This is a genomic window from Pseudomonas sp. LjRoot71, from assembly GCF_964253255.1.
Taxonomy (GTDB): domain Bacteria; phylum Pseudomonadota; class Gammaproteobacteria; order Pseudomonadales; family Pseudomonadaceae; genus Aquipseudomonas.
Genome location: NZ_CAXURA020000001.1, coordinates 4,068,433 through 4,091,228, shown reverse-complemented (window position 1 = coordinate 4,091,228; position 22,796 = coordinate 4,068,433). Strand labels below are relative to the sequence as shown.

Annotated in this window: 25 protein-coding genes; 22 read left to right on the top strand and 3 right to left on the bottom strand. The window is 60.6% G+C overall.

What is annotated here, in order from left to right:
* Positions 1-59: 59 nt before the first annotated feature.
* Positions 60-737 (bottom strand): alpha/beta family hydrolase, encoded by a 678-nt coding sequence (locus ACSQ17_RS19415; RefSeq protein WP_436070164.1) that lies wholly within the window; start codon positions 735-737, stop codon positions 60-62.
* A 247-nt stretch (positions 738-984) separates the two neighbouring features.
* Between ACSQ17_RS19415 and ccoN (ACSQ17_RS19410) the strand changes: the two genes are divergently transcribed.
* The 14 genes from ccoN (ACSQ17_RS19410) (at position 985) to hemN (ending at position 14,733) form a co-directional block, all read left to right on the top strand.
* The gene (gene ccoN, locus ACSQ17_RS19410; protein WP_436070163.1) at positions 985-2,424 is read left to right on the top strand and encodes a cytochrome-c oxidase, cbb3-type subunit I; all 1,440 of its coding nucleotides are present in this window, start codon (positions 985-987) and stop codon (positions 2,422-2,424) included.
* Positions 2,424-3,032: a cytochrome-c oxidase, cbb3-type subunit II gene (gene ccoO, locus ACSQ17_RS19405; RefSeq protein ID WP_436070162.1), complete on the top strand. Its 609-nt coding sequence runs from the start codon at positions 2,424-2,426 to the stop codon at positions 3,030-3,032. Before ccoN (ACSQ17_RS19410) ends, ccoO (ACSQ17_RS19405) begins: the two co-directional genes overlap by 1 nt.
* A gap of 3 nt (positions 3,033-3,035) precedes the next feature.
* A complete protein-coding gene (locus ACSQ17_RS19400; protein ID WP_436070161.1) occupies positions 3,036-3,236 on the top strand; it encodes a cbb3-type cytochrome oxidase subunit 3 in 201 nt (66 codons plus the stop codon).
* A complete protein-coding gene (ccoP, locus tag ACSQ17_RS19395; RefSeq protein ID WP_436070160.1) occupies positions 3,233-4,171 on the top strand; it encodes a cytochrome-c oxidase, cbb3-type subunit III in 939 nt (312 codons plus the stop codon). Before ACSQ17_RS19400 ends, ccoP (ACSQ17_RS19395) begins: the two co-directional genes overlap by 4 nt.
* A 376-nt stretch (positions 4,172-4,547) precedes the next feature.
* Positions 4,548-5,990 (top strand): cytochrome-c oxidase, cbb3-type subunit I, encoded by a 1,443-nt coding sequence (gene ccoN, locus ACSQ17_RS19390; protein WP_436070159.1) that lies wholly within the window; start codon positions 4,548-4,550, stop codon positions 5,988-5,990.
* Positions 5,990-6,598 carry a cytochrome-c oxidase, cbb3-type subunit II gene (gene ccoO / locus ACSQ17_RS19385; protein ID WP_090256144.1) on the top strand — a complete coding sequence of 203 codons (609 nt, stop codon included), beginning with the start codon at positions 5,990-5,992 and terminating at the stop codon, positions 6,596-6,598. Before ccoN (ACSQ17_RS19390) ends, ccoO (ACSQ17_RS19385) begins: the two co-directional genes overlap by 1 nt.
* A 6-nt stretch (positions 6,599-6,604) precedes the next feature.
* Complete coding sequence (locus ACSQ17_RS19380; RefSeq protein ID WP_257779454.1) at positions 6,605-6,790, top strand: cbb3-type cytochrome oxidase subunit 3; 186 nt, start codon at positions 6,605-6,607, stop codon at positions 6,788-6,790.
* Positions 6,787-7,776, top strand: a complete 990-nt coding sequence (gene ccoP, locus ACSQ17_RS19375; RefSeq protein ID WP_436070158.1) for a cytochrome-c oxidase, cbb3-type subunit III — start codon at positions 6,787-6,789, stop codon at positions 7,774-7,776. Before ACSQ17_RS19380 ends, ccoP (ACSQ17_RS19375) begins: the two co-directional genes overlap by 4 nt.
* Before the next feature lie 137 nt (positions 7,777-7,913).
* Positions 7,914-9,326, top strand: a complete 1,413-nt coding sequence (gene ccoG, locus ACSQ17_RS19370; RefSeq protein WP_436070157.1) for a cytochrome c oxidase accessory protein CcoG — start codon at positions 7,914-7,916, stop codon at positions 9,324-9,326.
* Positions 9,327-9,350: 24 nt separating this feature from the next.
* Complete coding sequence (locus ACSQ17_RS19365; protein WP_233685225.1) at positions 9,351-9,863, top strand: FixH family protein; 513 nt, start codon at positions 9,351-9,353, stop codon at positions 9,861-9,863.
* Between the two features lie 8 nt (positions 9,864-9,871).
* Complete coding sequence (locus ACSQ17_RS19360; protein WP_436070156.1) at positions 9,872-12,271, top strand: heavy metal translocating P-type ATPase; 2,400 nt, start codon at positions 9,872-9,874, stop codon at positions 12,269-12,271.
* A gap of 91 nt (positions 12,272-12,362) precedes the next feature.
* A complete protein-coding gene (gene ccoS, locus ACSQ17_RS19355; RefSeq protein WP_257779448.1) occupies positions 12,363-12,581 on the top strand; it encodes a cbb3-type cytochrome oxidase assembly protein CcoS in 219 nt (72 codons plus the stop codon).
* Positions 12,574-13,257: a sulfite exporter TauE/SafE family protein gene (locus ACSQ17_RS19350; protein WP_436070155.1), complete on the top strand. Its 684-nt coding sequence runs from the start codon at positions 12,574-12,576 to the stop codon at positions 13,255-13,257. Before ccoS ends, ACSQ17_RS19350 begins: the two co-directional genes overlap by 8 nt.
* A gap of 93 nt (positions 13,258-13,350) precedes the next feature.
* Positions 13,351-14,733, top strand: a complete 1,383-nt coding sequence (hemN, locus tag ACSQ17_RS19345) for an oxygen-independent coproporphyrinogen III oxidase (protein WP_436070154.1) — start codon at positions 13,351-13,353, stop codon at positions 14,731-14,733.
* 41 nt (positions 14,734-14,774) lie between these two features.
* Here hemN and ACSQ17_RS19340 read toward each other — a convergent pair whose 3' ends face one another.
* Positions 14,775-15,227, bottom strand: coding sequence for a hypothetical protein (locus tag ACSQ17_RS19340; RefSeq protein WP_436070153.1), 453 nt, complete (start codon positions 15,225-15,227; stop codon positions 14,775-14,777).
* A gap of 153 nt (positions 15,228-15,380) precedes the next feature.
* Between ACSQ17_RS19340 and fnr the strand changes: the two genes are divergently transcribed.
* The 3 genes from fnr to ACSQ17_RS19325 all read left to right on the top strand — a co-directional run bounded on the left by fnr (position 15,381) and on the right by ACSQ17_RS19325 (position 17,781).
* Positions 15,381-16,115: a fumarate/nitrate reduction transcriptional regulator Fnr gene (gene fnr, locus ACSQ17_RS19335; RefSeq protein WP_436070152.1), complete on the top strand. Its 735-nt coding sequence runs from the start codon at positions 15,381-15,383 to the stop codon at positions 16,113-16,115.
* Positions 16,116-16,145: 30 nt separating this feature from the next.
* On the top strand, positions 16,146-16,694 hold the full coding sequence (locus tag ACSQ17_RS19330) for an adenine phosphoribosyltransferase (RefSeq protein WP_436070151.1): 549 nt from the start codon (positions 16,146-16,148) through the stop codon (positions 16,692-16,694).
* A gap of 256 nt (positions 16,695-16,950) precedes the next feature.
* Complete coding sequence (locus ACSQ17_RS19325; RefSeq protein WP_436070150.1) at positions 16,951-17,781, top strand: metal-dependent hydrolase; 831 nt, start codon at positions 16,951-16,953, stop codon at positions 17,779-17,781.
* 61 nt (positions 17,782-17,842) lie between these two features.
* Here the strand turns inward: ACSQ17_RS19325 and ACSQ17_RS19320 are convergent, their stop codons facing one another.
* Complete coding sequence (locus tag ACSQ17_RS19320) at positions 17,843-18,565, bottom strand: TetR family transcriptional regulator (RefSeq protein WP_436070149.1); 723 nt, start codon at positions 18,563-18,565, stop codon at positions 17,843-17,845.
* A 117-nt stretch (positions 18,566-18,682) separates the two neighbouring features.
* Between ACSQ17_RS19320 and ACSQ17_RS19315 the strand changes: the two genes are divergently transcribed.
* From ACSQ17_RS19315 to ACSQ17_RS19295, 5 genes are all read left to right on the top strand, one after another.
* Positions 18,683-20,236, top strand: coding sequence for a flavin-containing monooxygenase (locus tag ACSQ17_RS19315; RefSeq protein ID WP_436070148.1), 1,554 nt, complete (start codon positions 18,683-18,685; stop codon positions 20,234-20,236).
* Positions 20,233-21,117 (top strand): SDR family NAD(P)-dependent oxidoreductase, encoded by an 885-nt coding sequence (locus ACSQ17_RS19310; protein ID WP_436070147.1) that lies wholly within the window; start codon positions 20,233-20,235, stop codon positions 21,115-21,117. Before ACSQ17_RS19315 ends, ACSQ17_RS19310 begins: the two co-directional genes overlap by 4 nt.
* Before the next feature lie 227 nt (positions 21,118-21,344).
* The gene (locus ACSQ17_RS19305; protein ID WP_436070146.1) at positions 21,345-21,794 is read left to right on the top strand and encodes a MarR family winged helix-turn-helix transcriptional regulator; all 450 of its coding nucleotides are present in this window, start codon (positions 21,345-21,347) and stop codon (positions 21,792-21,794) included.
* 318 nt (positions 21,795-22,112) lie between these two features.
* Positions 22,113-22,241, top strand: a complete 129-nt coding sequence (locus ACSQ17_RS19300) for a hypothetical protein (RefSeq protein WP_436070145.1) — start codon at positions 22,113-22,115, stop codon at positions 22,239-22,241.
* Positions 22,242-22,307: 66 nt separating this feature from the next.
* A complete protein-coding gene (locus ACSQ17_RS19295; protein ID WP_090256124.1) occupies positions 22,308-22,736 on the top strand; it encodes an organic hydroperoxide resistance protein in 429 nt (142 codons plus the stop codon).
* Positions 22,737-22,796: the final 60 nt, after the last annotated feature.

Here is a 22,796-nt window from a genome sequence, read left to right as displayed (position 1 = left end):
CGCCACTCACCCGCGCCGGCAAAGTCCTAGTAATTTAGTAGGACAAGTAGCCGAGTCTATTAGCCCAGAAAAGCCGCAATCGCCTCGGCCGCAGCCTGCAGGTGCTGCGGGTGGCTAAACCCAGAGCTTTTCAACGGCTTTAGGTCATGGTCGCCGGCTGTCAGCCAGTGCAGTGTGATCGCCTCAGACAACGTGTAGCCCGCCACGGCCTGCCGATCGCCCAAGGCATCGCGCTCACCTTGAATGATTAGGGTCGGTGTACGCAGCTCGGCCAGGTGCGCCACCCGTTGCTTTTCCGGCTTGCCGACGGCGTAAAAGGGATAACCCAGGCACACCAGCGCATCCGCCTCTAATTCATCGGCCAACAGGCTGGCCATGCGCCCGCCCATGGACTTGCCGCCAATCGCCAACGGCCCTGCGACCTGTTGGCGCACCTGACGGTACACCTCACGCCACTGCTCAAGCAGTTTGGCCTGTGGATTGGGCGGGCGTTTCTTGCCGTCCAGACGCCGCGCCGCCATATAGGCGAACTCGAAGCGCACTACAGCAATCCCGCGCACGGCAAGGCTTTGCGCCATGGTTTGCATGAACTCGCTGTCCATCGGCGCACCGGCGCCATGGGCAAGAATCAAGGTAGCGCGCGTCTCACCAAGCGGGCGATCCCACAGCCACGCGCCCTCACCCTGCCCCTGCACGTATTGATCCCCGTCAATACCCGCAACCTGCCCTTTGCTCATGCTTGCCTCGCTTAGAACCTACTTACGATTTCGCGAGCTAGAGCCATGCAAGACAAAAACAGGCGAGGAAGCGGAGTGTACGAGTTGTACATGAGCATTCCGAGCCTGTTTTTAACGCAGCAGGGCCGACGCGCAGCAGATCGTAAGTAGGTTCTTGAAGAATCCGTTGGACTGCGGTGCTGATCGTACAGGCCCTCAGCCGCTGATTTTCAATGATCTGCCTATAACCGTGGATGGAAGCCCAGACATGAACACAACCAGCAGTTCCGCCTACAACTACAGGGTGGTTCGCCAATTCGCCATCATGACGGTGGTGTGGGGCATTGTCGGGATGGGGCTCGGCGTATTTATCGCCGCGCAACTGGCCTGGCCCGAACTCAACTTCAACCTGCCGTGGATCAGCTTCGGCCGTCTGCGCCCGCTGCATACCAACGCAGTGATCTTCGCCTTTGGCGGTTGCGCACTGTTCGCCACCAGCTATTACGCGGTGCAACGCACCTCGCAGGCCACCCTGTTCGCCCCCAAACTGGCGGCCTTCACCTTCTGGGGCTGGCAACTGGTGATTGTTCTGGCGGCCATCAGCCTGCCGCTGGGCTGGACCAGCTCCAAGGAATACGCCGAACTGGAATGGCCGATCGACATCCTGATCACCATTGTCTGGGTCAGCTACGCCATCGTGTTCTTCGGCACAGTGATGAAGCGTAACGTCAGCCACATCTATGTGGGCAACTGGTTCTTCGGTGGTTTTATTCTCACCGTGGCGCTGCTGCACCTGGTCAACAACCTGGAAGTGCCGGTCACCCTGACCAAGTCCTACTCGGCCTATGCCGGGGCGACGGACGCGATGATCCAGTGGTGGTATGGCCACAACGCCGTGGGCTTTTTCCTCACGGCAGGCTTTCTGGGGATGATGTATTACTTCGTGCCCAAGCAGGCCGGTCGCCCGGTCTATTCCTATCGCTTGTCCATCGTGCACTTTTGGGCACTGATTGCCGTGTACATCTGGGCCGGTCCGCACCACCTGCACTACACCGCACTGCCGGACTGGGCGCAGAGCCTGGGCATGGTGATGTCGCTGATCCTCCTGGCACCGAGCTGGGGCGGCATGATCAACGGCATGATGACCCTCTCCGGTGCCTGGCATAAGCTGCGAACCGACCCGATCCTGCGCTTTCTGGTGGTATCTCTGGCGTTCTACGGCATGTCGACCTTCGAAGGTCCGATGATGGCGATCAAGACCGTCAACGCACTCTCCCACTACACCGACTGGACCATCGGCCACGTGCACGCCGGTGCGCTCGGCTGGGTGGCCATGGTGTCCATCGGCTCGCTGTATCACATGCTGCCGAAAGTCTTCGGCCGCGATGAGATGCACAGCACCAGCCTGATCAACGTGCACTTCTGGCTCGCCACCATCGGCACCGTGCTCTACATCGCCTCGATGTGGGTCAACGGTATCGCCCAGGGCCTGATGTGGCGCGCAGTCAACGAAGACGGCACCCTCACCTACTCCTTCGTCGAAGCGCTGGAAGCCAGCCACCCCGGCTTTGTGGTGCGGGTGATCGGCGGAGCGATCTTCTTCGCCGGCATGCTGGTGATGGCCTGGAACGTCTGGCAGACCGTGCGTCACACCAAAGCCGCTGAAATGGAAGCCGCCGCGCAGTTTTCGCTTGAGGGAGCCCACTGATGAGACACGAAATACTCGAAAAGAACATCGGCCTGATGGCGCTGATGATGGTGCTGGCCGTGAGCATCGGCGGCCTGACGCAGATCGTTCCGCTGTTCTTCCAGGACGTCACCAATGAACCGGTGGCCGGCCTCAAGCCCTACACAGCGCTGCAACTGGAAGGTCGCGACATCTATATCCGTGAAGGCTGCGTCGGCTGCCACTCGCAGATGATCCGTCCTTTCCGCGCGGAAACCGAGCGTTATGGCCACTATTCGGTGGCTGGAGAAAGCGTCTATGACCACCCCTTCCTGTGGGGCTCCAAACGCACCGGGCCGGACCTGGCCCGCGTGGGCGGCCGCTACTCGGATGAATGGCACCGCGCGCACCTCTACAACCCGCGCAACGTGGTGCCCGAGTCGAAGATGCCCGCCTACCCCTGGCTGGTGGAAGGCACCCTGAATGGCCAAGACACGCCAGCCAAGATGAAGGCCCTGCGCCTGCTCGGCGTGCCCTACAGCGAGGAAGACATTGCCGGTGCCACCGCAGCCGTGAAAGGCAAAAGCGAGATGGACGCCATGGTCGCCTACCTGCAAGTGCTTGGCACTGCCGTGAAGAACAAGAGGTAAGCCATGTCATTCGAACTTATTGATCTCGGCGCTCTGGATATTGGAACAGTACGCGGCATCGGCACGGCACTGGTTCTGCTGTCGTTTGTCTGCGTGACCCTCTGGGCTTACAGCGGCAAACGCCGCGCCGCCTTTGACCAGGCCGCCCTGCTGCCCTTTGCCGATGAACCCAAGCTGGCTGCACCAAGGAGCAAGACCCCATGAGCACGTTCTGGAGCTGGTACATCACCCTGCTGACAGTCGGCACCCTGATCGCGCTGTTCTGGCTGATTTTCGCCACCCGCAAAGGCGAAGTTCACAAGAGCCCCACCGAACAGACCATGGGCCATGCCTTCGACGGCATCGAGGAATATGACAACCCGCTGCCCAAGTGGTGGTTCATGCTGTTTCTCGGCACGCTGATTTTCTCGATTGGCTACCTGGTGCTGTATCCCGGCCTGGGCAGCTGGAAAGGCGTACTGCCGGGTTACGAAGGCGGCTGGACCCAGGTCAAGCAATGGCAACGTGAGGTGGACAAGGCTGATGAGCTTTACGGGCCGATCTTCGCCAAATATGCAGCCATGCCCCTGGAAGAGGTGGCCAAAGACGAGCAGGCGCTGAAAATGGGTGGACGCATGTTCGCCACCTACTGCTCGGTCTGCCACGGCTCTGACGCCAAGGGCGCGGTGGGCTTCCCCAACCTGACCGACAGCCACTGGCGCTGGGGCGGCGAGCCTAATGTGATCAAGACCAGCATCCTCAATGGTCGCATCGGCGCCATGCCGGCCTGGGCAGCGGTGATTGGTGAAGAAGGCGTGCAACAGGTCGCCGCCTATGTGCGCAAAGACCTGGCCGGCTTGCCACTGCCTGCCGACAAGCCGGTTGACCTGGAAAAAGGTGCCGCCATCTTTGCCGCCAACTGCCAGGCCTGCCACGGCGCGCAAGGCACCGGCATGGCCATGCTCGGCGCACCGGACCTGACCAAACCAGCGGGCTGGATCTACGGCAGCAGCCTGGTGCAGCTGCAGCAGACCATCCGCCACGGCCGCAACGGCCAGATGCCGGCGCAGGAGCAATACCTGGGCAACGACAAAGTGCATTTGCTCGCCGCTTATGTCCTGAGCCTGAGCAAGCCACAACAGGACGCCGCCGCCCAATAAGGCAGCAACAGCACACTGACTGGCGAGCCTGTCTCGCCAGTCACTGCAAAACCCCGCTCCCCGCGCTGGACAGTCGCTCCAGCCATGCGACCCAAGGTCGCACCCTTCCGACCAAGTGCACGCGCGATGTTTGACTTGAGCTAATCTTGTCGACAGTCGCCACCTGTCATAACTCCAAGGCGATTCCCATCTTTCGCGCTACGCCTGTTAGGCGTTTATGGCTTGCGGCAATGCCCTGCACAAGTGGCCATGCATGCTTGCAAAACGCCCTGAAAGCCTTATCGCGCCGGCTTGTGTCGTTGCAATGAGCACCTGCTTTCTCCATACTTGCCGCCGATTTTTGCCCCTAAAAAATCCATTAACCGTGGAACCCATAATGAGCACAGCAATCAGTCCGACTGCTTATAACTACAAGGTGGTTCGCCAATTCGCCGTCATGACGGTGATTTGGGGAGTCATTGGCATGAGCCTGGGTGTTTTCATCGCCGCACAGCTGGTGTGGCCTGAACTTAACCTGGGTATGGAATGGACGAGCTTTGGCCGTCTGCGTCCGCTGCACACCAACGCGGTGATTTTCGCCTTCGGTGGTTGCGCGCTGATGGCCACCTCGTTCTACGTGGTGCAACGCACCAGCCAGGCACGCCTGATCTCTGATGGCCTTGCCGCGTTCGTATTCTGGGGCTGGCAAGCCGTGATCGTCGCAGCAGTGATCACTCTGCCGATGGGTTTCACCGGTACCAAGGAATACGCCGAGCTTGAGTGGCCAATCGATATCCTCCTGGGCATCGTCTGGATCGCTTATGCCGTGGTGTTCTTCGGCACCATCATCAAACGCCAGACCAAGCACATCTATGTCGGCAACTGGTTCTTCGGTGCCTTCATCCTGGTTACCGCGATGCTGCACATCGTCAACAGCGCGGCCGTTCCGGTCAGCCTGTTCAAGTCCTACTCGGCCTACGCCGGTGCGACTGACGCGATGATCCAGTGGTGGTACGGCCACAACGCCGTGGGCTTCTTCCTGACCACCGGCTTCCTGGGGATGATGTACTACTTCGTACCCAAGCAGGCCGAGCGTCCGATCTACTCCTACCGCCTGTCCATCGTGCACTTCTGGGCGCTGATTACTCTGTACATCTGGGCCGGTCCGCACCACCTGCACTACACCGCACTGCCGGATTGGGCTCAGTCCCTGGGCATGGCGATGTCGATCATCCTGCTGGCGCCAAGCTGGGGCGGCATGATCAACGGCATGATGAGCCTGTCGGGTGCCTGGCATAAGCTGCGCACCGACCCAATCCTGCGCTTCCTGGTGGTTTCCCTGGCGTTCTACGGCATGTCGACCTTCGAAGGCCCGATGATGGCCATCAAGACCGTCAACGCCCTGTCGCACTACACCGACTGGACCATCGGCCACGTACATGCCGGCGCCCTCGGCTGGGTAGCGATGATTTCTATCGGCGCGCTGTATCACCTGCTGCCGAAGGTCTTCGGTCGTCCGCAGATGCACAGCGTTGGCCTGATCAACGCACACTTCTGGCTGGCCACTATCGGCACCGTGCTGTACATCGCCTCGATGTGGGTCAACGGCATCACCCAGGGCCTGATGTGGCGTGCAGTCAACGAAGACGGCACCCTCACCTATTCCTTCGTTGAAGCGCTGGAAGCCAGCCACCCAGGCTACGTAGTGCGCATGATCGGTGGTGCGTTCTTCGTCGCCGGCATGCTGCTGATGGCGTACAACACCTACCGCACCGTGCGTGCCGCCAAGGCTTCTGAATACGAAGCGGCTGCACAGATTCCAGTCGGAGTAGCGCACTGATGAAACACGAAATCATTGAGAAGAATATTGGCCTGATGGCGTTGCTGATGGTTCTGGCCGTCAGCATCGGCGGCCTGACTCAAATCGTTCCGCTGTTTTTCCAGGACGTCACCAACGAGCCGGTGGAAGGTCTCAAGCCTTACACCGCGCTGCAACTGGAAGGCCGCGATGTGTACATCGCCAACGGTTGTGTCGGCTGCCACTCGCAGATGATCCGTCCGTTCCGTGCTGAAACCGAACGTTACGGCCACTACTCGGTAGCCGGTGAAAGCGTCTGGGATCACCCGTTCCTGTGGGGTTCCAAGCGTACCGGCCCGGACCTGGCTCGCGTCGGTGGTCGTTACTCGGATGAGTGGCAACGTGCGCACCTGTACAACCCGCGCAACGTCGTGCCTGAGTCGAAGATGCCGGCCTACCCCTGGTTGGTTGAGCACAAGCTCGACGGCAAGGACACTGCCAAGAAGATGGAAGTCATGCGTGGCTTTGGTATCCCCTACACCGATGAAGACATCGCTGGGGCCAAGGACGCGGTAAAAGGCAAAACCGAAATGGACGCTCTCGTTGCGTACCTGCAGGTTCTCGGCACTTCCATCAAGAACAAACGGTAACGCACGATGGATATCGGGACTATTCGCGGCATAGGCACAGCAGTGGTGTTCATCGCCTTTATTGGCGTGGTGCTCTGGGCCTACAGCAGCAAGCGCAAAGACAGCTTCGACGAGGCCGCCAACCTGCCCTTCGCCGACGATCCCAAACCCAACGAGCGTGACGAGCAATCTTCCAGGAGCAATAACCAATGACCACGTTCTGGAGTTGGTACGTAACCATTCTGTCTCTGGGCACCATTTTCGCCCTGACTTGGCTGATCTTCGGCACCCGCAAGGGCCAGCGCGAAGAAACCACCGAAGAAACTGTCGGCCACTCCTTCGACGGTATCGAAGAGTTCGACAACCCGCTGCCCAAGTGGTGGTTCATGCTGTTTGTCGGCACCATCATCTTTGCCCTCGGCTACCTGGTGCTCTACCCGGGCCTGGGTAACTGGAAAGGTCTGCTGCCGGGCTACGACTACCTCGACACCGAGGCCAAGACGCCGTTTGCCACCAACGTGCAGATCGCCGGCGACGCCGAGCGCAATGCCGGCTGGACTGGCGTGCACCAGTGGGAAAAAGAGATGGCCAAGGCTGATGCCCAGTACGGCCCGATCTTCGCCAAGTACGCCGCCATGCCGATTGAACAAGTGGCCCAGGACGAGCAAGCGCTGAAAATGGGCGGTCGCCTGTTTGCATCCAACTGCTCGGTCTGCCACGGTTCTGACGCCAAGGGCGCCTACGGTTTCCCCAACCTGACCGACAACGACTGGCTGTACGGTGGCGAACCGGAAACGATCAAGACCACCATCATGGGCGGCCGTCAGGCAGCCATGCCAGCGTGGAAAGACAGCATCGGCGAAGAAGGCATCCGCAATGTTGCCGGCTACGTGCGCAGCCTGTCTGGCTTGAAGAATCCGGAAGGTATCGAAGTTGACCTTGCCGCAGGTCAAAACATCTTTGCCACCAATTGTGCAGTCTGTCATGGCGCTGAAGGTAAGGGCCAACAGACCATGGGCGCCCCCAACCTGACCGACAAAGTCTGGCTCTACGGCTCCAGCTTTGCCCAGGTGCAACAAACTCTGCGCTACGGCCGTAACGGCAAGATGCCAGCCCAGGCTGATTTCCTGGGCAACGATAAAGTGCATCTGCTGGCGGCTTACGTGTACAGCCTGTCGCAAGGTAAAACCGAGAAGTGATTCTCCGGCTCTGGCAGGCGCGACCGCGGGTCGCACCTGCCGAGCAATCGTCAGGCGTACCATAGCGCAAGAGCCCGTATGACTTCGGCCGGCACGTATCGGTTGAAGCAGCCAATCAACCGCTGTGGTACGAACTGATGAGCGCACAGATTCCAGTTAAAGACGTCACCCCTGCCCCGGCCAAGGTCGAAGTTGTTGACCTGTACGCCAACCGCGAAAAAATCTACACCCGCTCCTTCACCGGCCTCTTCCGCAACCTGCGCATGCTCGGTGGTGCAGCCCTCTTTCTGTTGTACTTCGGCACCGTATGGTTGAACTGGAATGGCCGTCAGGCCGTCTGGTGGAACCTGCCGGAGCGCAAGTTCTACATCTTCGGTGCAACCTACTGGCCGCAGGATTTCGTCCTGCTCTCGGCCTTGTTGATCATCTGCGCCTTCGGCCTGTTCTTTATCACCGTGTTCGCTGGCCGCGTCTGGTGCGGCTACACCTGTCCGCAGAGCGTGTTCACCTGGGTCTTCATGTGGGCGGAGAAAGTCACCGAAGGTGACCGCAATCAGCGCATGAAGCTCGACAAGACGCCCATGAGCACGAAGAAATTCCTGCGCAAACTGGCCAAACATGGCATTTGGGTCGGCGTGTCGCTGGTCACCGCGATCACCTTCGTCGGCTACTTCACGCCGATCCGTGAGCTGATCCCGGAGCTGTTCACCCTTGAGGCCAGTGGCTGGGCGCTGTTCTGGGTCGGTTTCTTTACCCTCGCCACCTATGGCAACGCCGGCTACCTGCGCGAGCAGGTATGCATCTACATGTGCCCCTATGCGCGCTTCCAGAGCGTGATGTTCGACCAGGACACCCTGATCGTCTCCTATGACCCGCGCCGTGGTGAATCCCGTGGCCCGCGCAAGAAGGACGCCGACTACAAAGCCCAGGGTCTGGGTGACTGCATCGACTGCAAGATGTGTGTGCACGTCTGCCCTACCGGCATCGATATCCGCGACGGTTTGCAGATCGAATGCATCGGCTGCGCGGCCTGTATCGACGCCTGCGACAGCATCATGGAGAAGATGAACTACCCGAAAGGGCTGATCAGCTACACCACCGAACACAACCTGTCCGGGCAGAAAACCAATCTGGTACGCCCGCGCCTGATCGGTTACGCGGTAGCGCTGACCGCCATGTTCTGCGTCTTCGCCTGGGCCATCGCCGACCGTTCGCTGGTGGAACTGGATGTGCTCAAGGACCGCGTGCTCTACCGCGAAAACGAAGAAGGCCGGATCGAGAACGTCTACACCCTGAAGATCATGAACAAGGCACAGCACGACGTGACCTACCTGATCGAAGCCGATGGCCTCGACGACCTGGTGTACGAAGGCAAGCGCGAGATCAAGGCCGTCGCCGGTGAGGTCTTGTCGCTGCCAGTCGAGTTGTCCATCGACCCGGAAAAACTACCGTCCAGTACCAATGAAATCAGTTTCCACCTGCGTGCAGTGGATGACCCCAGTATCAAAACCGACGCCGCCAGCCGCTTTATCGGCCCGAGCGTGCGCTGATTAGAGAAGCCCATGTCTGAACCCATGCCTGAAAAGAACCCCGAGATCATCAAGCCCTGGTACAAGCAATTCTGGCCCTGGTTCCTGATAGGCCTGCTGGCTTATTCAGTAGTCCAGGGGCTGACTCTGCTGACCATCGCCACGAAGAACCCGCCAGGGCTGATCTCCGATGACTATTACGACGTCGGCAAGGGCATCAACCAGTCGCTGGAGCGGGAAAACCACGCCATTCGCCTCAAGCTGCACGCCACCCTGCTGCTCAACGATGACAACGGCACTGCCACCCTGCAGCTGAATGGCAACAGCCGTCCGCAGCAGCTGGTGCTCAACCTGATTTCGCCGACCCAGCCGGAACGCGACCGCCGGGTAATCCTGCAACCGCAGGCCGATGGCAGTTACAGCGGGCAGATGATTGATGCGGTTGAAGGCCGCCGGTTTGTCGAGCTGATCGGCCAGGAAGGCGGCAAGGACTGGCGTCTGTTCGAAGAGGAAAACGTGCAGAGCGGACAGACGATTAACCTCGGGGATGCCCAATAAGCGCACCGATGGCCAGCCCGACTCCCTGCTATCACTGTGGCCTGCCGGTTCCGGCCGGCAGCCGATTCCAGACCCAGGTACTGGGCGCACCTCGCGAGATGTGCTGCCCGGGTTGCCAGGCAGTGGCCGAAGCCATCGTCAGCGGTGGCCTGGAGCACTACTACAAGCACCGCAGCGAAAGCGCCGCCAACCCGCAAAGCCTGCCCCAGGCGCTTCCTGAAGAATTGGCGCTGTATGACCGCAGCGATGTACAGCAGCCCTTTGTCGAACATGACGGCGAACTCAGCGAAACCTGCCTGCTGATCGAAGGCATCAGCTGCGCCGCCTGCGGCTGGCTGATCGAGAAACACCTGCGTGGCATGCCCGGCATCAGCGAAGCACGCCTCAACCTGTCCAACCATCGCCTGCACGTACGCTGGGCGGACAGTCAGTTACCGCTCAGCAGCCTGCTCAAGGCGCTGCGCAAGATCGGCTACGCCGCCCACCCCTGGCAGGCCGATGCCGCCGCCGAACAGTTGCAGCGTGAGAACCGTCGGGCCATGCGCGAGCTGGGCGTGGCCGGCATGCTGTGGATGCAGGTAATGATGGCGACCATGGCCACCTGGCCGGAATTCAACATCGACCTCAGCCCCGAGCTGGACAAGATCCTGCGCTGGGTCAGCCTATTCCTCACTACACCGATTGTTTTCTACTGCTGCGGCCAGTTCTTCCGTGGCGCACTGCGTGACCTGCGCACCCGCCATCTGACCATGGATGTGTCAGTGTCCCTGGCCATCGGCGGGGCTTATATCGCCGGTATCTGGTCGACGGTAACCGGCCAGGGCGAACTGTATTTCGATGCAGTGGGCATGTTTGCCCTGTTCCTCCTCGCCGGCCGTTACCTGGAACGTCGCGCCCGTGAGCGCACGGCGGCCGCCACGGCGCAGCTGGTCAATCTGCTCCCCGCCTCCTGCCTACGCCTGGACGCAGCAGGTCAGAGCCAACGCATTTTGCTTAGCGAGCTGCACGTCGGCGATCAGGTACTGGTGCCGCCCGGCGCCCTGCTGCCCGCCGATGGTTGCATCATCCAGGGTCAGTCGAGCGTGGATGAGTCCGTTCTGACCGGCGAGTACCTGCCACAACCACGCAACATCGGCGACAGCGTGACCGCCGGCACCCTCAACGTCGAAGGCCCGTTGCAGATTGAAGTGCAGGCCCTTGGCGATGCCACGCGGCTGTCGGCCATCGTTCGTCTGCTGGAGCGCGCGCAGAGCGACAAACCGCGCCTGGCGGTCCTGGCCGACCGGGTTGCGCAATGGTTCCTGCTGATCGTGCTGGTGGTGGCCGTCATCGTCGGCCTGGTCTGGTGGCAACTCGATCCGTCCCGCGCGTTCTGGATTGTTCTGGCCCTGCTGGTCGCCACCTGCCCCTGCGCGCTGGCCCTGGCCACGCCCACGGCACTCACGGCCGCGACCGGCTCACTGCACAAACTGGGCATGTTGCTGACCCGTGGCCACGTGCTGGAAGGCCTGAATCAGATCGACACCCTGGTGCTGGACAAGACCGGCACCCTCACCGAAGGCCGCCTGACCCTCAGCGCCATACACCCTCTGCGCGAGCTGGATGCCGACACCTGCCTGGCTTTGGCGGCGGCGCTGGAAAACCGCTCCGAACACCCGATTGCCCGCGCCTTCGGCCAGGCCCCCGAGGCCGCCGAAGCGGTCGACAGCCATCCGGGCCTCGGCCTGCAAGGACGTGTTGGCAGCCGACTGCTGCGCATCGGTGAAGCCGGATTTGTCTGCGCGCTGAGCGCGCAACCCGCGCCAACAATTGCCGGCGAGCACGGCCAATGGCTGCTGTTGGGCGATGAACAAGGGCCACTGGCCTGGTTCGTGTTGAATGACCGCCTGCGCGACGACGCGCCGCAACTGATCGACATGGCCAAGGCCAAAGGCTGGCAGATCATGCTGCTGTCCGGCGACAGCTCGCCCATGGTCGGTGAAGTGGCGCGCCAGCTGGGCATTACTGACGCCCGTGGCGGCCTGACGCCGGATGCCAAGCTGGACGTGCTGAAACAGCTGCACAGCCAGGGCCGTCGGGTGCTGATGCTGGGCGACGGGGTTAACGATGTGCCGGTATTGGCCGCCGCCGACATCAGCGTGGCCATGGGCAGCGCCACCGACCTGGCAAAAACCAGCGCCGACGCCGTGCTGCTGTCCAACCGCCTGAGCAGCCTGGTGCAGGCGCTACACATGGCGCAACGAACCCGCCGCATCATCATCGAGAACCTCACCTGGGCCAGCCTGTACAATGGCCTGGTGCTGCCCTTCGCTGCCATCGGCTGGATTACCCCCATATGGGCCGCGCTGGGCATGTCGGTGAGTTCATTGCTGGTGGTGATCAACGCTCTGCGTCTGACTCGCACGTAGGGTGGATCACGCTTCACCGATCCACCACAACGTTGCGCCGGTGGATGTAAACGCGACATCCGCCCTACCCCAAGCCGTACCCGGAGACCTTATGCCCGCCCTCTACATCCTGATCCCGGTTGCCATCGCCCTGGTAGCTTTTGCCATCTGGCTGTTCTTCTGGGCTGTGGACAGCGGGCAGTACGACGACCTAGACGGCCCGGCGCACAGTATTCTGTTTGATGACGAAGACCCCAAGCACACTGCAGCCGTAAGCCAGGTCCAACAACTCGACGAATCGCAGCCCGACCAGGACAAGCCCGGTGCTTGAACTGCTGCCGCTGCTGGTCTCGGCGCTGATTCTCGGCCTGCTCGGCGGTGGACACTGCCTGGGCATGTGCGGCGGTCTCATGGGTGCGCTAACTCTGGCCATCCCAGCCGAGCAGCGCGCGCAGCGCTTTCAGTTGCTGCTGGCCTATAACCTGGGACGCATCCTCAGCTACAGCCTGGCCGGCCTGCTGCTGGGTCTGGCAGGCTGGGCAGTGGCCAATAGCCCGCTGGTGATGGGCTTACGGGTGGTTGCGGCACTACTGCTGATTGCCATGGGACTGTACCTGGCCGGCTGGTGGAGCGGCCTGACCCGCATCGAAGCCCTCGGTCGCGGCCTTTGGCGACATATCCAACCGCTAACCCGCCGCTTTATGCCGGTTACCAGCCTGCCCCGCGCCTTGGTGCTCGGCAGCCTCTGGGGCTGGCTGCCCTGCGGCTTGGTCTACAGCACCTTGTTGTGGGCCGCCAGCCAAGGCAATGCAGTCGACAGCGCAGCCCTGATGTTGGCCTTTGGCCTCGGCACCTTGCCAGTGCTGCTGGCCACCGGCCTGGCCGCCGAACGCCTGACCGCGCTGCTGCGTAAACAAGGCGTACGCATGGTCGGCGGTATTCTGGTGATCCTCTTCGGCCTGTGGACAATGCCTGGCCCGCACCAGCACTGGTTGATGGGGCATTAAACGACTCAGTCGTGCCCTTGATACAGGTCAAAACACACCAAACGCAGCGCTCTTAGACTCCCCGGTATTGCAAGCCAAACCGGGAATACCCGCATGCTCAACGCCATCCAGTGGGATACCAGCCTGATCCGCCGCTACGACCAGGCCGGTCCGCGCTACACCTCCTACCCGACCGCCGTACAGTTCCACGAGCGCGTCAGCCAGTTCGACCTGCTGCATGCCCTGCGCGACAGCCGCAAGGCCATGCGGCCGCTGTCGCTGTATGTGCACATCCCGTTCTGCGCGCACATCTGCTACTACTGCGCCTGCAACAAGGTGATCACCAAAGACCGTGGACGTGCTCAGCCGTACCTGGAAAAACTCCAACACGAAGTGGAGATCATCAGCCGTCATCTGGACCCTAAACAGAAGGTCGAGCAACTGCACTTCGGCGGCGGCACGCCGACCTTTCTCAGTCACGATGAACTGCGCCACCTGATGGGACACCTGCGCCAGCACTTCAATCTGCCGGATGACGACAGCGGTGACTACAGCATCGAGATCGACCCGCGCGAAGCCGACTGGTCGACCATGGGCCTGCTCCGCGAACTGGGTTTCAACCGTGTCAGCCTGGGCGTGCAGGACCTCGACCCGGCCGTGCAGCGGGCGGTGAATCGCCTACAGACCTTGGAAGAAACCCGCGCCATTGTCGAAGCCGCGCGTACCTTGCAGTTCCGTTCGGTGAACATCGACCTGATCTACGGCCTGCCGCTGCAAACCCCAGAACGTTTCGCCCGCACCGTCGCCGAAGTGATTGCCCTGCAACCGGATCGCCTGTCGCTGTTCAACTACGCCCACCTGCCCGAGCGTTTTATGCCGCAGCGGCGGATCAACACCAGCGACCTGCCCAGCCCAGGCGACAAGCTGGCCATGCTGCAAGCCAGCATCGAGCAACTGAGTGCCGCCGAATACCGCTATATCGGCATGGATCACTTCGCCCTGCCCGACGACGAACTGGCCAGCGCCCAGGAAGACGGCAGCCTGCAACGCAACTTCCAGGGCTACACCACCCACGGCCATTGCGACCTGATCGGTCTGGGGGTGTCGTCGATCAGCCAGATCGGTGACCTCTACTGCCAGAACAACAGCGACCTGAGCAAATACCAGGACAGCCTCGACCATAGCGAACTGGCTACTCTGCGCGGCCTGCACTGCGACCCCGACGACCGCCTGCGGCGCGCGGTGATCCAGCAGCTGATCTGTCATTTCCAGCTGCGCTTTGCCGATATCGAACAGGCTTATGCCATCGATTTTCGCAGTTACTTTGCCGATATCTGGCCGCAACTGCAGCAGATGGCCACTGACGGGCTGATTGAGTTGACCGCCCAGGGGATTGATGTGCTGCCAGCCGGCCGGCTGCTGGTGCGCTCACTGTGCATGCTGTTTGATCGCTACCTGAATGAGCTGAGCAGACAGCGCTTTTCCCGAGTGATCTAGCAGGTTGTTGAAAAACGACCTGCTGACTTTGTGGGCCGAGGTTATTTCAGGATCAGGCCGGCCACTTCCTGCATCTGCTGATCGCTCAGATTCTGATCACGCATGACCTTGAGCAGCGTGGCATTGGTACTGCTCAAGGCGCCCTGCAATGACGCCAGCTCAGCTTGCAGGGTTTCGATCTTCAGGCGTTTGGCTTCGGGGTCAAGGCTCTGGTCACTCATGACCGCCTTTAATTCCTCTTTCTTGGCCTCAATCTGCTCCTTGAGTTCGCGGATTCGCTTGAGCAGGTCCTTGACCACATCTGGCAAGCTGCTGTCATCGATATCCTGGTTCTTCTGCGCCGCCGCGGAGCGGGCCTTGCAGAGTTCCGACAAGCTGACGCGCAGGCTATCGCGCAGCGCCTGATCATCTGGCTCGGCACCTTCGGCGGCAGCGCTTTTTCGCTCCAGCGCCAGCCCCAAGCGACCAATCATCGAGGTCGATTCCACGCGCATAGCCGTACTCCCTTGCAGACTCTTTAAAATCGCCAGAGTTATCGGCCGCTCAGCAACATACTTGAACACCTGGTCAGAACAGCGTTTGGCTGGCTGTACCCTGCCGCCTGCTGTAACCTTACGAATATTGTGTGCTTAACCCAGGAACCGACGATGTCCGAAAGCATCAAGTTGCATACCCCACATCAAGCCCACTGCAAGGATTGCAGCCTGGCGAGTTTGTGCCTGCCGCTGTCCCTGAACCTGGAAGACATGGATGCGCTCGACGAAATCGTCAAACGCGGCCGCCCACTGAAAAAGGGTGAATTCCTGTTCCGCCAGGGCGATGCCTTCAATTCAGTGTTTGCCGTACGCTCCGGCGCACTGAAAACCTTCAGCCTGAGCGACAGCGGTGATGAACAGATCACCGGTTTCCACCTGCCCAGCGAGCTAGTTGGCTTGTCCGGCATGGACAGCGAAAGTTACCCCGTGTCAGCCATGGCCCTGGAAACCACCTCGGTCTGCGAAATCCCCTTCGAGCGCCTGGACGAGTTGTCTGTGCAACTGCCGCAACTGCGCCGCCAGCTGATGCGCATCATGAGCCGCGAGATCCGCGACGATCAGCAGATGATGCTGCTGCTCTCGAAGAAGACCGCCGACGAACGTATCGCCACCTTCCTGGTCAACCTCTCAGCACGCTTCCGCGCCCGGGGCTTTTCGGCCAACCAGTTCCGCCTGTCAATGTCGCGCAACGAAATCGGTAACTATTTGGGCCTTGCAGTGGAAACCGTATCGCGTGTATTCACGCGTTTTCAGCAGAACAGCCTGCTGGAAGCCGAAGGCAAAGAAGTGCACATCCTCGACCCGATCGAATTGTGCGCCCTGGCCGGCGGCAACCTCGACAACTGATGACACGCCCCAGCGCAGGACAGACACGTTATGATCTTCGATGAATTCAGCATCAAGACCCTGATCCGCCCGGTTGTGGATTTCCCCAAACCTGGGGTGATCTTTCGTGACATCACCCCGCTGTTTCAGTCGCCACGCGCCCTGCGCATGGTTGCCGACAGCTTTATCCAGCGTTACGTCGAGGCCGACTTCAGCCATATCGGCGCCATGGACGCACGCGGTTTTCTGATCGGCTCGATCATCGCCTACGAGCTGAACAAACCGCTGATCCTGTTTCGCAAGCAGGGCAAACTGCCTGCCGACGTGCTCAGCGAGGGCTACCAGACCGAGTACGGCGAAGCCAAACTGGAAGTGCACGCAGACAGCCTCTGCGATGGCGACAAGGTACTGATTTTCGATGACCTGATCGCCACTGGCGGCACCCTGCTGGCGGCCGCCCAACTGGTGCGACGCATGGGCGCAAGCATCATCGAAGCCGCGGCGATCATCGACTTGCCCGAACTGGGCGGCTCGCAGAAACTGCAGGACAGCGGCATCCCCACCTTCGCCTTGACCTGCTTCGGGCTTAACGAGCAATAAACCTGCCTTACCTCCCAACGCCCGCACTCTGCGGGCGTTTGCTGATGCGCCAGCCAGAGCGGCGCGCGCCACGCAAACTGTCCGACAACTATCCATAAGTTGGCCCATTTCCGGCTGCCCTGGCCAGGAATGACCTCGCGCCAAAATTCGCCTCGGCTAAAGATAAATCACGGCCCAAGACAGCTTCATCTGTCACCCCGAGCCCTATAACAAGAGCGGTCGCGGACCGCGATCAATACGCCCAGGAGTCGCCTTTATGACAGCCAAGATCAGCACCCCACCCGCCAGCTTTCCGGTGCGCCGCATGGACTTCAGCTTCGATGACAGCCAGAAGTTCTGGTTTGCCGGCGACCCCTTCATGAGCCACTTCATGAACAACCTTTCGTCGCTGTTTCCTTATGGCGAGAAGTTCTTCGTCGACAGCGTGCGGGCCGTCCGCGATCAGGTCACCGAGCCGCAACTGAAAAAGGACATCAGCGCCTTTATCGGCCAGGAGGCCATGCACTCCAAGGAACACGCGGCCTACAACGACTACGCCGCCGAGCACAATATCGACCTGGAGCTGCTGGAACTGCGCATCAAGGTGTTGCTGGAATGGGTGACCAAGATCACCACCAAGAAACAGCGCCTGGCCGCCACCTGTGCCCTGGAACACTTCACCGCGACCATGGCCGAGCAGCTGCTGCAACGTGAAGACCTGACCACCCAGATGAACGATCCCAAGCTGTATCAGCTGTGGATGTGGCATGCGATTGAAGAGAACGAACACAAGGCCGTGTGCTACGACGTGTACCAGAAGGTCTATGGCGGCTACTTCACCCGCGTCGGCATGATGGCGATCTCCACCGTGATCTTCTTCGGCGTGATCGGCTGGTTCCAGCTGCACCTGCTGCGCAAGGATGGCCAACTGTTCAACTGGCGCAGCTGGGGCAGAGGCCTGAAAACCCTGTTCGGCCCGCGCAACGGTTTTCTGACCAAGCTGATCCCGTCGTACCTCGACTACTACCGCCCCGGCTTCCACCCCTTTGACCACGACAGCAAAGCACTGGAACAACGCTGGCGTCAGCGTTTGGGCTTTAACAACTGAGTGTCAGCCTATTTATAAAAAACCCGGCATCGGCCGGGTTTTTTATTGGTGAATTGAGCGCCTAGTCGACCGGCAGTTTTAACTGACCCAGACCCTGCAGCACGCTGGCACCGGTAAACAGCATGACGATCTGTTCTTCGGCCAGCGCGCAGATTGCCGCTTGCCGCTCGGGCTGGCCGATATAGTCCAGCGACAGTTGAAACAAGTTACGACTGATCAGGTTGGACACCTGCAAAACCACTGCTGGGTTGACCATGTCTGGCAGCAGTTTGAAGGCAATGATGTCCTCGGCCATGTCTGCGCCGAAGTCGTCCATCACCTCCTGCAACGCCGCGCGCAACACCGCAGAGGCACCATGCAGCTCGCGCACGCCAATGATGAAGGCTTCAGGGTTTTGCGCGACGAAATCGAAGAACAGCTGCACGGTTTCGTGGCACACCCGCCGCCCACGCTGCAGGTCGATACCAAACAACATCGGCAGGCTCTTGCGGCTGGTCTGCACCGCTCGTTCGGCGGCCTCACGGCGCAGATCACGCAGCGGTTGGCGCAGCTGGGTGGAGATCTGCCGGATCACCGTCAGGCCCAGGTCATCGACATCCTTGAAGTGCCGGTAAAAGGTGTTGGGGTTCAGCCCGGCCTCGCGCGCCAGCTCACGCAGGCCCAGGTTGCTCAGGCTGCGGCTGGTTGAGGTAAGACGTAACGCCGCCTCCAGCAGCAAGGTCTTGCCTGGGGCCTCGGCGGTCTTTTCGGCGGCCTGAATCGACTCAGCGGAGTCTGCTTGCATAAACGAACCCTACCTAAAAGTTGGCGCGTGAGAATGACGCTTGCTGGCGAGTATACATTTGTCTACCTTGGTATACAGCTGTATACGCAAGCATATAAACATAACAGGAGCTTGGCCATGAATGCGCCCGTATCACCCCCTGGTTCTGCCCGCCATTGCAAGGTTGCCATTATCGGCAGCGGTTTCTCCGGCCTGGGCATGGCCATTCGCCTCAAGCAGGAAGGCGAGCACGATTTCCTGCTGTTCGAGAAAGAAGCCGGCGTAGGTGGCACCTGGCGAGTGAATAATTACCCGGGTTGCGGCTGCGATGTGCAATCACACCTGTATTCGTTCTCCTTCGAGCAGAACCCCAACTGGACGCGCATGTTTGCCAAGCAGCCGGAAATCCAGGGTTACCTACAGGGTTGCTGGGAAAAATACCGCCTGCAGAACCACACCCTACTGAATACCGAAATCGCCCGCCTGGCCTGGGACGAGCAAGAGGAGTTCTGGCACATCAGCGACAACGCCGGCAACCACTACACCGCGCAATTTGTCGTCTCCGGCATGGGCGCGCTGTCGACACCGTCGATCCCTGCGCTCAATGGCCTGGAAAACTTCACCGGCAAGATCTTCCACTCACAGCAGTGGGATCATGACTACGACCTTACCGGAAAGCGTATCGCTGTGATCGGCACCGGCGCGTCTTCCATCCAGTTCGTGCCGCAGATCCAGAAGCAGGTCAGCCAGCTCGACCTCTATCAGCGCACCGCGCCGTGGATCATGCCCAAGCCGGACCGCGCCATCAGCGAGCGCGAGCGCAACCGCTTCAAGCGCTTCCCGCTGCTGCAGAAACTCTGGCGCGGGGCCATCTATGCCCTGCTGGAAAGCCGGGTAATCGGCTTTGCCATGCTGCCCAAGGTGATGACCGTGGCGCAGAAAGTCGGCAAGTGGTACATCAACAAGCAGATCAAGGATCCGGTCCTGCGCGCTAAGGTCACCCCGGATTACCTGATGGGCTGCAAGCGCGTGTTGATCTCCAACGACTACTTCCCGGCGCTGACCCAGCCCAACGTCGACCTGATCACCGACGGCATCGCGGAAATCCGCAGCGGCAGCATCCGCACTGTGGATGGCCAGGAGCGCGAAATTGACGCGATCATCTTCGGCACCGGTTTTACCCCGAGCGACCCGCTGCCACGCGGCGTGGTGTTCGGCCGCGATGGCGTCGATCTGCTCGACACCTGGCCGGAAGGCCCGCAGGCCTACAAGGGTACGCTGACCGCCGGCTTCCCCAACCTGTTCTTCCTGATGGGCCCGAACACCGGCCTGGGGCATAACTCGATGGTTTACATGATCGAGTCGCAGATCCATTACGTGCTCGGCGCGCTCAAGCTGGTCGGCGAGCAGCAGCTGCAGAGCCTGGAGGTCAAACAACAGGTGCAGGATCAGTTCAACGGCAAGCTGCAGGGCAGCCTGGGCAATACCGTATGGAATGCCGGCGGCTGCAAGAGCTGGTACCTGCACCCGGTCAGCGGGCGCAACTGCACGGTATGGCCCGGTTTTACCTGGCGTTTCCGCCTGTTGACGCGCAACTTTGACCCAGCGGCCTATCATTTCAGCCGTAAGCACGCGGCACACCCGGCGCAGAACAGCGCAATCCAGTTGACTGTCCAGGAGGCCAACGCATGAAGTCGTTTGAAAACAAGGTAGCCGCCATCACTGGCGCAGGTTCCGGTATTGGCCGCGCCCTGGCCTTCGGCTTGGCTCGCCAGGGTTGCCAGCTGGCGCTCTCCGATGTGAATGCCGAGGGCCTGGCGGAAACCGCGGCCCAGGCACGCAAGCTTGGGGTCAAGGTCAGTGAAACCCTGGTCAACGTCGCCGATCGAGAGGCGGTGCATGCCTGGGCAGACCAGGTGGTGGCCGAGTTCGGCCGGGTCAACGCGATCTTCAACAACGCCGGCGTGGCCCAGGGCGGCACCGTGGAAGGCAACGACTATGCCGACTACGAGTGGATCATGAACATCAACTTCTGGGGCGTGGTGCACGGCAGCAAGGCCTTCCTGCCGCATATCAAAGCCAGCGGGCAAGGCCATATCGTCAACGTCTCCAGCGTTTTCGGACTGTTTTCCCAGCCGGGTATGAGCGCCTATAACGCCAGCAAGTTTGCCGTGCGCGGTTTTACCGAGTCGCTGCGCCAGGAACTGGATATGGCCGACTGCGGCGTATCGGCCAGCTGCGTACACCCCGGCGGGATCAAGACCAATATCGCCAAGACCGCGCGGATGAACGCCAGCCTGAGCAGCGTGACAGGTCAGGACGCCGACAAGGCGCGCGAGCAGTTCAACGATCAGTTGCTGCGCACCACACCGGAGAAGGCCGCTCAGGTGATCATCAACGGGGCGCTGGCGAACAAGCGGCGCATCCTCATAGGCCCGGACGCCTATGCCCTGGATAGCATGCAACGCCTATGGCCGGCGTTCTATCAACGCCTGGTGACCGCATCCATGCGCCTGGCTGCCCGATTTGCGCCGAAAGGCTCAAGCAAGAAAGCCCAGGCTGCCGTGGAGTAATCGGCCAGCCCACAAGCCCCAGCACTGCAGGTGTCTGGGGCTTTTTTATGCCTGCCATCCCTGGCAGCCACCCTGCGGGCCGTCACTATGCGACGTTAAAAATGGCTCCCGGCCATTTTTAACGTCTAACGTTTGCCTGGCAGGATGAACACCGCGCGCATTCAATTGGCATAACAGTAGTTGGCGCGATAAATTGTCGGCACTTGTCTGTGCCGCTGGAGAACGCCATGACTACGCAAGACCCTTGCGCCGAACTGCTACTCGATAACCAGTTGTGCTTTGCCCTGTATTCGACCTCGCTGCTGTTGACCAAGGTCTACAAGCCGCTGCTGCAGGAGCTGGGCCTGACCTACCCGCAGTACCTGGCAATGATGGTGCTCTGGGAAGGTGATGGCATCACCGTGGGTGATATCAGCAGCCGCCTGCTGACCGATCCAGGTTCGGTTACCCCGCTGCTCAAGCGCCTGGAAGCCGAAGGCCTGCTCAAACGCACCCGCAGCAGTGTCGATGAGCGCGTGGTTGAGTTGTTCCTCACCGAGAAAGGCCGCGCCCTGCGCGAACAGGCCAAAAGCATCCCCAGCTGCATCCTCACCGCCACCCAGCAATCCACCGCTGAACTTGGCGCCCTCAAGGCTGAGCTGGTCGCCCTGCGCAGCAGCCTGCAACAGGCCGTGTAAGCACCCGGGCGACAGACCTGTCGCCCGCTCCAGCGAAGCTCATCGCACAAATCGCGTCACGTTCCTCCATCATTCCCCCGCGCCGTACAACAATTTCGCCCTGCCGTCGCCCTCGAAAACATCGCGCAATCGCCCGCCACTCCTCGCTTATGCCTGAACACAGCAGTGCTTATCGCAAAATTTCCAAAAATATATATTGCGCGCTAAATTAATGCTCGCTAGAGTTCTCCCCATCGAATTGATTGGCGCACAAAATTTTAGCGCTAATTAGCGAATTACTGACCAACCAAACAACCCAGCAGCTTGAGGAGAACCGTTATGCAAACCCTGCTCACCTTCACCGTCGCCATCACGCTCTCCGCAGCCGTCCTGGCGGATCACAGCCAGAAGCAGCAACAAGATGGCAAAGGCCTGTACCCAGAATGGCTGATCAACCACGCCGGCTGATCAACCACAGATACCGCAGCACCTGTAACGCGTACCAACCCAAACTGACTTTAGAGGACCACCACCATGTCGATTCAAACCATTGCTTACCGTGCCTATGCAGAAGCCACCGGCGGCCGTGACGGCCGTGCCATCTCTTCCGACGGCGTACTCGACGTCGCCCTGACTACCCCGAAAGAACTCGGCGGTGCAGGCGGTGCGGGTACTAACCCTGAGCAGTTGTTCGCTGCGGGCTACTCGGCTTGCTTTATTGGCGCGATGAAATTCGTCGCTGGCCGCGACAAGCTGGCGATGCCAGCAGACGCCTCGATTGAAGGTGTAGTGGGTATCGGTGCAATCCCCAACGGTTTCGGCATCGAAGTCGAACTGCGCATCAGCCTGCCAGGCATGGACCGTGAGCAAGCGCAGACCCTGATCGAGCGTGCACATATCGTCTGTCCGTACTCCAACGCCACCCGCGGCAATATCGACGTCACCCTGACGCTGCTCGACTAAATCCAAACTACCCACTACCCCGGCCGCTGCCAGTCAGCGGCCCGCCCCAGGAGGCCGCAC